Genomic DNA, 12469 nt, shown 5'->3' on the forward strand with positions numbered 1-12469 from the left:
TACAGAATGTCAATACTAACACTAGATTTAGGGAAACAAACCGGATGGGCTATTCTACATGATGGAATAGTTCAAAGTGGCAGTGAGAGTTTTCATACTAGTCGTTTTAGTGGAGGTGGCATGGTATTTCTAAATTTTCGTAAGTGGTTGAATGAAATGAAAGAAAAATTTCCAAGTATTGAAACAGTTTATTTTGAGGAAGTGAGAAGACACCTTGGAACTGATGCAGCGCATTGTTATGGTGGTTTTCTTGCAGTTCTCTCTGCTTGGTGTGAAGAGAATCATATTCCCTATCAGAGTGTTCCTGTTAAGACTATAAAACGCTTTATCACAGGCAAAGGCAATGCAAGTAAGAGTGAAGTTATTGAAGCGATACGTGAAAAAGGTTTTTCACCTAGAGATGATAATCAAGCAGATGCTTTAGCTTTGATGTTCTATGTTATGGAAAGATATTAATAAGCTCATAAAAAGTGGGTCCTTTCGGCCATAATGGCGGGTTTGGTGGTGCTGACCCCAGGCCTTCTTTAGCGTCAGAGATATTTTGAATATTAACTTTTTAATTAGTACAGTAATTATATGAATTTAGCAATCCACTATTATCCTACTCAAAATCTCATCGAATATGAGCGTAATCCACGTAAAAATGACGATGTAGTAAATAGAATGTGTGCTTCAATCAGGGAATTCGGCTTTCGTATACCAATAGTTGCAAAAAGCGATGGAACTGTGGTTGATGGTCATTTAAGACTGAAAGCAGCAAGAAAACTTGGTATAGAAAGTATTCCTGTGGTTTTAAGTGATAATTTAAATGAACCACAAACTAAAGCTTTTCGATTACTGGCAAATCAATCAGCTAATTGGGCAAAGTGGGATGATGAGCTTTTGAAAGTAGAAATTCAAGAGTTAGAAGATTTACAGTTTGATCTTAAAATGACTGGATTTGAATTAGAAAAAGTTCAACATTTCCTTGATGATTTAGATAGTGAAAAAGAAGATCTTTCTGACTTAGCTATTGATGACAAAAAAGTAACAAAACCAGGTGATCTTTGGATTTTAGGTGATCATAGAATCTATTGTGGTGATAGCTCTGTAGTTGAATCATATAAAGCGCTGTTAGATGATAAAATGGCAGATATTACTGTGTGTGATCCTCCGTATAACGTAGCATATGGTAACAGTCAAGAGAGAGAAGACAAAAAGATATTAAACGATAATCAAGGTGAAAAGTACGAACTTTTTCTCTACTACATCTGTTCCAATATTTTAGCATATACGAAAGGTGCAATTTACATCTGCACATCATCATCAGAGTTTTCGACGTTGCAAAAAGCATTTGAGGAAGCAGGTGGTCGTTGGTCAACATTTATCATTTGGGCAAAGAATCACTTTACGCTAGGAAGATCAGATTATCAAAGACAATACGAAGCAATGCTTTATGGATGGAAAAGTGGCAATAAACGTGAGTGGTATGGAGGTAGAAATCAAAGTGACCTCTGGTTTTATGATAAGCCAACACATAATACACTACATCCAACGATGAAGCCAGTAGAGCTAATGGAGAGAGCGATAGTAAACAGCAGCAGATCTGGAGACATAGTACTTGATCCATTTAGCGGTTCTGGCAGCACACTGATTGCATGTGAGAGAACAGGAAGAATTTGTAGAACAATAGAGCTAGATTCAAAGTTTGTAGATGTAACGATAAAACGTTGGCAAGTGTATACAGGCAGGGAGGCAATTCTTTCTGGTGCTGGTAAAACTTTTCAAGAGATTCAAGAAGAAAAAAAGGAGCAAAAAAAGTGAAATTAATAACACAAACAGAATGGGCAAGAGAACAAGGATTTTCAAAGCAATATGTCTGTTATTTAGTAAAAAAAGGAATAGTTGAGTTGGAGAATGGTTTGATCAATAGAGAACAGGCAAATGAAGCGGTGGCAGCAATAAGAGATCCAAGTCAACCATTGAGAAGAAAAAACTATTCAGAAAACGGAGAAAAACTTTCCACAATGTTGCTAAAAACGCGAATAAAAAATGAAATGGAACGAGGTAAACTGCTTGAGGCGAAAGCTAAGGCTGAAATAGGAGAGCTTGTAGCAGTAGAGGAAGTGAAAAACGAAGCATTTAATGTAGCAAGAGTTGTACGTAATAATCTGCTTAATATTCCAAATAGAGTTTCAGCGCTGCTTGCATCACTGAGTGACACTGAAAAGATTCATATGGCGCTAACTGAAGAAATTACAAACTCGCTTGAAGAATTATCTAACACTAAATTTTAAATATAAAATGTCTGCTCACTTAAGTTTAGAATTAATAAAGTGCCTCATTAATCAACCTGGATTAGATGTTAATGTTAGAGGATTAAATGGCAAGACACCACTACATTGCGCTATAGAATTTGACGAATTAAGCATGGTGGATCTGCTACTTACGAAGAAGAACATTAATCCTTTTGTAGAAGATAATGACGGCAAAACATCTCTTGATTACGCTAAAGAAGGAAAAAAAGCAGAAATATTAAAAGCGCTAATTAATAATAAATACGGGTCAGAACAAGATAGCTTACTTCATTTAGCTGCAATGGTGGGTGAGGTAAATGCTGTAAGGTACCTAATAAATAGAGGCATCGATGTTAATTCGCGTAATGCAATATTTCATACACCATTACATTTGGCAGCTGGTATTGGACATGTAGAAGTTGTAAAGATTTTAGTCAGAGAAGGAAATGCTGAAATCGAGGTTTTTGATGCACGAAATCAGACACCGATGCACTATGCAGTTAACAACAAAAAATTAGAGATAGTAAAGTTATTACTGGAGCTAGGAGCAGATGTAAATAGCGCACGTGTAGGACAAAATTCAATGAAATTATCACCTATTCATATAGCTGTAAGTAATACTAATTACGATGAAAGAGATTTGTGTCTCGATATTCTCAAATGCTTAATAAAGGAGCCTAATGCTCAAGTAAATTTGCAAGACTACGAAAATAAAACGCCACTACATTACGCTGAAAGACTTAAAACAATAGAGGTTTTACTAACGCGAGAAGATATAGATCCTCTGGTAAAAGACGATAGTGGCAAGACACCATTTGATTACGCTAAACCTGAGATAAAGAAGGCTTTGATAAGTAATAAATACGGTTCTGAAAAGAATAGTCTACTCCATTTAGCTGCACAAAGAGGAGAAATTGAGCTTGTAGAGTCTATCTTAAAAGAAGAAATTGATATTGATATTTCAAATAATAAGAGTCTATCACCGATCTATCTTGCTGCGGAAAAAGGGCATTTACATGTAGTAAAGTTATTGCTGAAAAAAGGAGCAAATTATACACCTGTTTTACATTTAGCAATCAAATCAAACAATTTAGAGTTACTAAAAACTTTATTTAAAGAAAAGAGCATCAAATTACCAGATGAGATAGGCAGATCTGTACCAATTTATTATAGGTGTATGGAGCATAGAGATGCAAAAGTAAGAAAATACAATAGTGCGATCTGTGTTTTTACCTCAGTAAGTGCAGTAGCAATAGCGGTATATATAGGGTTAACAGCAACAACAATAAGCAGTGCAATCATTTTTGCAACAACAACAGGGATATTTGCGATTATTATAGCACTAATGATAAGTGAGATGAGCAGAAGATATATAGAAAACAAATTTCAGAAAAAGATGTTTATGGAGATGGAGAAGTGTAGTTCTATTGTTGAGGAGTGTAGTTCTATTGTTAATGATGTCGAGATAGAACCAGTTATGAGTAGATGCATACAATGATATACGCCACATCTTTTTCTGAAGGTTTGAAACCAGATCCAGAGCTTAAGGTGTCAGAGTGGGCAAATGAGTATCGAGTTTTAGCAGCAACTGCAGCATCAGAGCCAGGAAAATGGAGAACAGAGAGAACACCATACCTTAAAGAAATCATGGATTCACTATCTCCGTCCTCGCCAGTAGAAAAAGTGGTATTCATGAAAGGAGCACAAATTGGAGGAACAGAGGCTGGAAATAACTGGATTGGCTATATTATCGATCAAACACCAGGGCCAATGCTAGTAGTACAGCCAACAGTTGAAATGGGAAAGCGTTGGTCAAAAGGAAGATTTGCGCCACTTATTGAAAGTACACCATGTTTAAAAAGTAAAGTAAAAGACCCAAGATCAAGAGATTCAGGAAATACTGTACAAAGTAAGGAATTTCCAGGTGGAATAGTAGTAATAACTGGAGCAAATAGCAGTGTAGGACTTCGCTCTATGCCAGTAAAATACCTCTTTCTTGATGAAATAGATGCATATCCAGGAGACTCAGGAGGAGAAGGAGATCCAGTACTGCTCAGCATAGCTCGTACCAATACATTTGCACGGCGAAAGATTTTTTTAGTATCAACACCAACGATTCATGGAATAAGCAGAATTGAGAAAGAATTTGAAGCAACAGATAAGAGATATTTTTTTGTTCCCTGTCCGCATTGTAATTACTATCAAGTTCTAAAATGGTCACAAATAAAGTGGGAGAACAATGATGCAAAAACAGCACATTATGTCTGCACTGAATGTAGTGGCAAAATAGAAAATCATCAAAAGACAGAAATGCTTGAACGTGGAGAATGGAGAGCTACAAATCAAACCTCAAGTAACAAAATAGCAGGTTTTCATCTATCAAGTCTTTATAGTCCTGTTGGCTGGTATAGTTGGAATCAAGCAGTAGAGGATTTTCTGCATAGTAAAGAAAGTGAGCAATTGTTAAAGGTTTGGATAAATACAACGCTTGGAGAAACTTGGGTAGATAAAGGAGAAGTACCAGATTGGAAGCAATTATTTAACAGGAGAGAATCTTATCAAATTGGCACAGTACCAAAGGGTGAAGTAGTTCTCACAGCAGGAGTAGATGTACAAAAAGATCGGTTAGAAGTAGAAGTTGTAGCATGGGGAAAAAGCCGCGAAAGTTGGTCAATAGACTACCGAGTATTTGAAGGTGATACTGGAAGAGTAGAAGTATGGGGAAAGCTTTCGGAGCTTCTGAGTCATCATTTTATCGGTGAAAATGGGCTTGAGTATATGATAAGTATGATGGCAGTAGATGCTGGATATGCAACACAAGAAGTATACAATTGGGTAAGAGGCCATCAAGGCTCTGGAAGAGTAATGGCAGTCAAAGGTGTAAATAAAGCACTAGTACCACTTAGCAGCCCAAGTAGAGTAGATATAACAGTTGGAGGGCAAAAGCTGAAAAGAGGAATAAAGCTCTGGCCAGCAGGAGTATCGATATTAAAGTCAGAGCTTTTTCAATTACTTAATGTTTTAAAAGAAGGTGAAGAAGCTCCAGCAGGATACTGTCATTTTCCTGAGTATGCACCTGAATATTTTAAGCAGCTAACAGCAGAGCAATTAGTCAGCAAAGTGGTAAAAGGATATACCAAACAAGAGTGGCAAAAGGTAAGAGAAAGAAATGAAGTACTAGATTGCCGAATTTATGCGAGAGCTGCATCTATTGCGCTTGGAATCGATCGATGGCCAGAGAGTAAATGGAATAGTTTGAGTGGGAAAATGGAAAGTAAAAAACCTAAAAAAGTAAGACAGAGTAAGTGGTTGAAAAATGTATAACGAAGAGTATTTGTTTCAAGTTGAACAAGCAATAAAGAAGCTGCAAAGCGGAGAGCGAGTAGTATCAATTGCATATGGTGACCATGTAGTGAGATATGCTGAAGTGCAAATAAACGATCTTTTAAACTTAAGACAAAGAATCAAGGCTGAGCTCAAGGTTGAAGGTCAAAAACCAAAAAGAAAGATTGTTATTTCAACGAATAAAGGAGTGGTATGAGAAGTTGCATGATAGAAAATGGATACCCAGATTTTCTAGAGCATTTGAGGTATATGATAGCTACCGCTACACCAGGTATGCTTATAAATGCAGTAATAGATTTGTCGCACTGGAATCAGGAGATAGATTTTAGATTAACAAAAGAAGATGGCATAGTAGGCATAATTCACAAAGCCACCCAGGGGGTAAAGTACGTAGATCCTGAATATACAAAAAGGAAAAAAGCCGCTGAAAAAGAGGAATTGCTTTGGGGTGCATACCATTTTGGTGTCGGGGAAAAAAGCGGCAAAGACCAAGCTGAGCATTTTCTCGAAACAATTGGTGATAGTTCAAATATATTGTTAGCCCTTGACATTGAGGAAAACAAAGATGGAAAAAGCATAATGCCAAAACAAGCAGAGGACTTTGTAAATAGGGTCTATTTAGTAACCGGACGTTTGCCGTTAATTTATGGAAGCCCTAGTTTTCTCAAGGATTTTGCCACCCCAACTTTAACAGAATGTCCACTATGGTTAGCAAAATGGGGAACAAAACTGACATTACCAATAGGATGGAGGAACTGGACTCTATGGCAATATACCGACGGTCAAACAGGAGCAAAGCCGCATGAAGTAGAAGGAATCGGAAAATGTGACAGAAACAAATTTAACGGAACTTTGAAAGAATTAAGAGAATTTTGGTTATCAGGATGTTAAAAACCTTCAAACAATTATTTGGCAAGCCAAAAATCAAAAGTTCTGCATGGGATGCAGCAGGCTCAGGAAGAAGGGTAATGTATTGGCAAGGAGAAGCAGGAAGCATAAATAATTTGCTTTCTCAAAGCCTTGAGCACTTGCGTAGCCGCTCTCGTGATATGGTAAGAAAAAATCCATATGCAGCAAATATTATTGATACAATAGTAAGTAACTCTATTGGAACAGGAATAAAACCACAATCAAAAGCAAGGAATGCAGAATTTCGAAAGAAAGTACAAGAATTATGGCTACGTTGGACAGACGAAGCAGATAGCTGTGGAATAAGTGATTTTTATGGATTACAAGCTCTAGTATGCAGAAGTATGATAGAGGGAGGAGAATGTTTTGTACGTTTAAGAACGAGAAGGCTGGAAGATAGATTTTCTGTGCCATTACAACTGCAAGTGCTTGAGTCTGAACATTTAGATAATAAAACAAATCAAACTTTAGGAAATGGTAATGTAATAAGAAGCGGGATTGAGTTTAATAGGCTTGGGCAAAGAGAAGCATATTATTTATTTAGAGAGCACCCAGGAGAAGGCTCATTTGGAGAGTCAGTTAGAGTACCGGCAAATGATGTTTTACATATTTATAGACCATTAAGACCTGGACAAATTAGAGGGGAGCCTTGGCTTTCTAACGTGCTTTTGAAGCTTTACGAACTTGACCAGTACGATGATGCAGAATTAGTACGAAAAAAGACTGCAGCAATGTTTGCAGGGTTTATTACGAGACTTGATCCAGAAGCAAATATTTTAGGAGAAGGTGAAAGTAATGAGCAAGGAGTAGCACTATCAGGTTTAGAGCCAGGAACTATGCAGCTTTTAGACCCAGGAGAAGACATAAAATTTTCAGAGCCGTCTGATGTTGGAGGAAGTTATGAAGCATTCATGAGACAGCAACTGAGGGCAATAGCAATAGGCACAGGGATAACATATGAGCAACTAACAGGAGATTTAACGGGTGTTAATTATTCATCAATCAGAGCAGGACTGATAGAGTTTCGTCGTAGATGCGCTATGCTGCAACACAACATTATGGTATTTCAATTTTGCAGACCAGTATGGAATAGATGGCTAGAGTTAGCAGTACTGTGTGGAGAACTCTGTATAGATGAAAAAGTGGCAAAAGCAGCGAAAGAAGAAGTAAAATGGATACCACAGGGATTTGATTGGGTGGATCCACTGAAAGACCAGCAAGCACAGCAAATGGCAGTAAGGAATGGATTTAAGAGTCGATCGGAAGTAGTATCAGAAATGGGTTACGATGTAGAAGAAATTGACCAAGAAATAGCAGAAGATCAAAAGCGTTCTGATTCTTTCAACCTTTTCTTTGATTCTGATGTCAGGACACAAACAAAATAAATCTCGTTTACTTTATGGAAATTTTACAAACCAACTGGCTATGTAGGCCGATGATGATAGAGCAAAAAAGCTTTGACCTGTTGTCGCTATATAACGGAAAACAACCTATCTTTAAAAACGTAAAACACTATGTAAAGAACAATATAGAAAAGACAGCAATAATACCAATACATGGAATTTTAACCAAAAAACCAGGAGCTTTTGATGATTTTCTAGGCATGACATCGTATGAGAAAATTCAAGAAGAAGTAGAAGAAGCATTATCAAACAAAGATATAGAAACTATTCTGCTTGATATAGATAGTTCAGGCGGAGAAGTAAACGGTTTATTCGACTTGGCTGATTTTATTTACGAATCAAGAGCAAAAAAGAGAATTGTGGCAATAGCAAATGATGATGCGTACTCTGCTGCATATGCTATAGCTTCAAGCGCTGAAAAGGTATTTGTGAGCAGAACTTCTGGTGTTGGCAGTATAGGAGTAATAGCAAGTCATATAGATCAAAGTAGGTTTGATGAAAAGCAAGGTATTAAGTACACCACAATCTTTGCTGGTAGTCGAAAGAATGATTTAAACCCACATGAGCCAATAACGTCTGAAAGTCTGGAAAGCTTACAAAAAGAAGTAGACCGACTATATGAAATGTTTGTGCAGCTAATAGCAAGAAATAGAGGTCTTTCAATTGAAAAGATTCGATCAACAGAAGCAGGTCTATATTTTGGTGAGAAAGCAGTGGAAATAGGTCTTGCAGATGGAGTTACAACATTTTTTGAATTTATTAACAAAGGAGAAAATACTATGAATAAACAAATTACAACTGACCTAGAAATTGATGACCTAGAAACTGATAATTTAACTAAGTATCGTACTGAAATTATTGAATTAATACGTTTATGTAACTTATCACGAATGCCAGAGAAAATAGGAGAATTTATTGAGCAGGGTGTAAGTATTGAGCAAGCAAGGGAAGTTTTAATGGAATTACTTGCAGAGAGAACGAAGAAGACAGAGATACTGAGTGCAATACCACAGAATTTAGGAGAAGATTTGATGATGCAAGTAGCAAGAAGTCGTGCGCAATCAGGTATTTAAAATATTCGCAGTATAATAAAAGTAGAAAGTAAAGGAGAAAATTTTATGAATTGTATAACTGAAACAAATAATTTAGGAGATCTTCTAAAATATGAAGCATCAAATTTATATTCACGAGATCAAATAATTGTTGCCAAAGGACAGAATCTCAAGCTTGGTGCAGTAGTTGCTAAAAAGACTGAAGATGGTTTTATTAGGGTCTTGAATCCAACAGCAACCGATGGCACACAAACCGCAATAGGTGTTATTGCAAGTGATGTAAACGCAAAGGAAAATGCTAAAGGAGTAATTATTGCTCGCGGTGCAATGCTAGCAGATCATGCAGTTGTATGGCCAGCAAATATAACTGAAGAGCAGAAAACTGCAGCAATAAAGCAACTTGAAGGACGAGGGATCATTATCCGCAAGGGAGCTTAAAAAAACTATTAAAAACACAAAAGGGGGAAAAATGCGTGCGCCAAGAGAAGCGTTTAGAACACAGTTGGTGAAAATCCGACTTAGGCAAAGTCTAGCCAATAGCCTAAAACGAACCATTATGCTGCGTAAGGTAACGAACGTAGTAAAGCTAATGGAACGGACAATACAGGGTGCAACGAAAGTGAAGGTATTGAGTCCCGAAATTTCCGACATCATAGAGGTCGACATTGTGCATTTTAGTGGAAGACAGCATGAAGGATAACGATAAGGCAAGTTATCACTCACTCTATCGGGATCTAAGGCCGTATCATGTATTGAGATGGGTTCTAAATGAACTTGGGAGATCCTTTGTATTCCTATTTAGGTACGTTAGAACAAGCCAACAAAGGCGAGGACTGACGAAAGATACAAAGGAAGTCGGACTGATTGATAATACTCAGAGTGTGGGAAAGCCACATACAAGGGGAAGCGATCAGCAATATAGCAACTGGGATAGGGATTGCAAGACTAATACAACAGAGATTGGAGGAATATGCAAAAGAAACTAAACCAGATAGCGATAAGAACAAAGCGAGACAAGCGGTTAAAATTTACATCGCTGGTGCATCTAATTAATGCAGAAAATCTAGCGGAGTGTTATAAGGAACTAAAACGCAACAAGGCTTGCGGTATAGACCAGGTGACAGTAGAAGCTTACGGAGAAAGCCTCGATGAGAAGCTTAAAACTCTAATAGATAGTATGAAGAGAAAGCAATATCAACCGCAACCGGTAAAAAGGGTATATATACCAAAAGCCGGAAGCAAAGAGAAACGCGGACTTGGAATACCATCGACAGAGGATAAGCTGGTGCAGATAATGCTAAAGAAGATATTGGAAAATATCTATGAAGCAAATTTCCTAGACCAATCATACGGGTTTCGACCTGATAGAAGCTGCCACCAAGCGGTTAAAGCATTAAATAAAACAGTTATGTACAAACCAACAAACTATATTGTGGAAGTGGACATAAAGAGGTTCTACGATAATATTCAGCATAAATGGCTAATTAGGTGCTTAAAGGAAAGAATATCTGACCCAAATTTATTGTGGTTAGTAAAGAAATTCCTTAAAGCTGGAGTCATGGAAGCTGGATATTATAAAGCAACCACACAAGGAGCACCTCAAGGAGGAATAGTAAGCCCAGTATTAGCCAATATATATTTACACTATGTGCTAGATCTATGGTTTGAAAAGAAAGTAAAACCCAAATCTAAAGGATATATGGAGCTAGTCAGGTACGCAGATGACCTTGTGGTGTGCTGTGAAAATGAGGAAGATGCTAAGGAATTTCTAGGATCACTGAAACAGAGATTAGCCAAGTTTGGTTTGGAAATATCTGAAAACAAAACGAGGATAGTAAAGTTTGGCAAGAAAGGATGGTACCAAGCAAAGAGAGAAAAGAAGAAAATGGAAAGTTTCAACTTTCTAGGATTTACGCACTACTGTGCAAAAAGTCGTAATGGCAGGCTAATTATGGGGCATAAAACCTCAAAAATAAACCTAGCTAGGAAACTTAAAGAAATCAAAGAATGGTTGAAAACGACACGTAACCGGATTTGTCTCAAAGATTGGTGGCAAATACTAAAAGCTAAACTAAGAGGGCACTATAACTACTTCGGGATTAGTGGAAATTACCGATGGCTCAGTAAGTTTGAGTGGGCGGTAAATAAGCTAACGTTTAAGTGGATAAACCGTCGTAGTCAGAAAAAGAGTATGACTTGGGAACAATTCATGAACTACAAACAAGTCAATCCACTACCAAAGCCAAAAATATGTTTTTCTTTATATATAGGAGGTATATCGTGAACGCTATTATTGTGGAGCCGTGTGCGGGAAAACTGCAAGCACGGTTCTTATGGGGGAGTCATAATAATAAAACTCAAACAAGGGGGATAGGACTATGACTTCTACCAACCAAAATCCATTTACAAATACAGCATTTAGCATGACGGCACTAACAAATGCGATAAATATATTGCCGATAAATTATGGACGAGTTGAAAATTTAAATTTATTTCCAAGTAGGTCAGTAAGATTTAGACATATTACCATAGAAGAGCGAAACGGAGTATTAAGTTTACTACCAACACAAGTTCCAGGAGCACCAGCAACAGTAGGAAAACGCGGCAAAAGAAAGGTAAGAACATTTACGGTTCCGCATATTCCACATGATGATGTAGTGTTACCAGAGGAAGTACAGGGAATAAGGGCATTTGGATCAGAAAGTGAACTGAAAGCGCTGGCAGACGTAATAACTGACCATTTACAGCTAATGAGAAACAAACACGCAATAACATTAGAGCATTTACGAATGGGAGCGCTGAAGGGAATTATTCTTGATGCTGACGGGTCAGAATTACTAAATCTGTACAACGAATTTGAAATAACACCAAAAATAGTAAATTTTGCCCTTGGAACAGCAACAACAGATGTCAAGCGTAAGTGTCTGGAAGTACTCCGGCATATAGAAGATAATCTAAGTGGTGAATATATGACCGGAATTCATGCCTTGGTAAGTCCTGAGTTTTTTGATGCACTAACTTCTCATGCTAAAGTAAAAGAAGCATATGAGAGATGGCAAGAAGGAGCAGCGCTAAGGAACGATATGAGGTCAGGATTTACGTTTTGTGGAATTACATTTGAGGAATATAGAGGGCAAGCAACTGATCCTGAAGGAACCGTAAGAAGATTTATAGAAAGAGATACGGGACACTGTTTTCCACTAGGAACAGCAAGCACATTTACAACATATTTTGCACCAGCAGATTTTAATGAAACAGTAAATACTCTTGGACAGCCACTATATGCAAAACAAGAACCAAGGAGATTTGATAGAGGAACTGATTTACATACGCAGTCGAATCCATTGCCAATGTGCCACCGTCCGTCCGTTTTGGTAAAAATAGTAACAACATAGTAGAGCCCTCACGTAGAAAACTCTACTTATGGTTTTAATATGTGTTGAGTATGCTAAAAAAATATAAGGATGCAATATATTTTTAGAAG

General features: G+C 37.3%; 13 protein-coding genes. All 13 read left to right on the top strand.

The window, feature by feature from the left end; genetic code table 11:
- The first annotated feature begins 6 nt into the window (after positions 1 to 6).
- On the top strand, positions 7 to 456 hold the full coding sequence (locus AAGD87_RS03600) for a crossover junction endodeoxyribonuclease RuvC (RefSeq protein WP_264377085.1): 450 nt from the start codon (positions 7 to 9) through the stop codon (positions 454 to 456).
- Positions 457 to 576: 120 nt separating this feature from the next.
- A complete protein-coding gene (locus AAGD87_RS03605) occupies positions 577 to 1803 on the top strand; it encodes a DNA modification methylase (protein WP_264686022.1) in 1227 nt (408 codons plus the stop codon).
- Positions 1800 to 2276: a hypothetical protein gene (locus AAGD87_RS03610; RefSeq protein ID WP_264374889.1), complete on the top strand. Its 477-nt coding sequence runs from the start codon at positions 1800 to 1802 to the stop codon at positions 2274 to 2276. The genes AAGD87_RS03605 and AAGD87_RS03610 overlap by 4 nt, the downstream gene beginning before the upstream one ends.
- Before the next feature lie 7 nt (positions 2277 to 2283).
- Positions 2284 to 3774 carry an ankyrin repeat domain-containing protein gene (locus AAGD87_RS03615; RefSeq protein ID WP_264685685.1) on the top strand — a complete coding sequence of 497 codons (1491 nt, stop codon included), beginning with the start codon at positions 2284 to 2286 and terminating at the stop codon, positions 3772 to 3774.
- Positions 3771 to 5600: a phage terminase large subunit family protein gene (locus AAGD87_RS03620; protein WP_264686021.1), complete on the top strand. Its 1830-nt coding sequence runs from the start codon at positions 3771 to 3773 to the stop codon at positions 5598 to 5600. The genes AAGD87_RS03615 and AAGD87_RS03620 overlap by 4 nt, the downstream gene beginning before the upstream one ends.
- Complete coding sequence (locus AAGD87_RS03625) at positions 5593 to 5817, top strand: gpW family protein (protein ID WP_230609214.1); 225 nt, start codon at positions 5593 to 5595, stop codon at positions 5815 to 5817. The genes AAGD87_RS03620 and AAGD87_RS03625 overlap by 8 nt, the downstream gene beginning before the upstream one ends.
- The gene (locus AAGD87_RS03630) at positions 5814 to 6512 is read left to right on the top strand and encodes a glycoside hydrolase family 25 protein (protein ID WP_230609216.1); all 699 of its coding nucleotides are present in this window, start codon (positions 5814 to 5816) and stop codon (positions 6510 to 6512) included. Before AAGD87_RS03625 ends, AAGD87_RS03630 begins: the two co-directional genes overlap by 4 nt.
- Positions 6506 to 7915 (top strand): phage portal protein, encoded by a 1410-nt coding sequence (locus AAGD87_RS03635; protein ID WP_230609218.1) that lies wholly within the window; start codon positions 6506 to 6508, stop codon positions 7913 to 7915. Before AAGD87_RS03630 ends, AAGD87_RS03635 begins: the two co-directional genes overlap by 7 nt.
- 14 nt (positions 7916 to 7929) lie before the next feature.
- Positions 7930 to 9006, top strand: coding sequence for a S49 family peptidase (locus AAGD87_RS03640; protein ID WP_264377306.1), 1077 nt, complete (start codon positions 7930 to 7932; stop codon positions 9004 to 9006).
- A 45-nt stretch (positions 9007 to 9051) separates the two neighbouring features.
- A complete protein-coding gene (locus tag AAGD87_RS03645) occupies positions 9052 to 9423 on the top strand; it encodes a head decoration protein (protein ID WP_230609220.1) in 372 nt (123 codons plus the stop codon).
- 426 nt (positions 9424 to 9849) lie between these two features.
- Positions 9850 to 10038, top strand: a complete 189-nt coding sequence (locus AAGD87_RS03650) for a hypothetical protein (RefSeq protein WP_226080281.1) — start codon at positions 9850 to 9852, stop codon at positions 10036 to 10038.
- The gene (gene ltrA, locus AAGD87_RS03655) at positions 10025 to 11269 is read left to right on the top strand and encodes a group II intron reverse transcriptase/maturase (protein ID WP_341817448.1); all 1245 of its coding nucleotides are present in this window, start codon (positions 10025 to 10027) and stop codon (positions 11267 to 11269) included. Before AAGD87_RS03650 ends, ltrA begins: the two co-directional genes overlap by 14 nt.
- A gap of 94 nt (positions 11270 to 11363) precedes the next feature.
- A complete protein-coding gene (locus AAGD87_RS03660; RefSeq protein ID WP_341817776.1) occupies positions 11364 to 12380 on the top strand; it encodes a major capsid protein in 1017 nt (338 codons plus the stop codon).
- Positions 12381 to 12469 lie beyond the last annotated feature (89 nt).

It is taken from the genome of Wolbachia endosymbiont (group A) of Pherbina coryleti (assembly GCF_964026875.1).
In the GTDB taxonomy this organism is placed as follows: Bacteria; Pseudomonadota; Alphaproteobacteria; order Rickettsiales; family Anaplasmataceae; genus Wolbachia; species Wolbachia pipientis.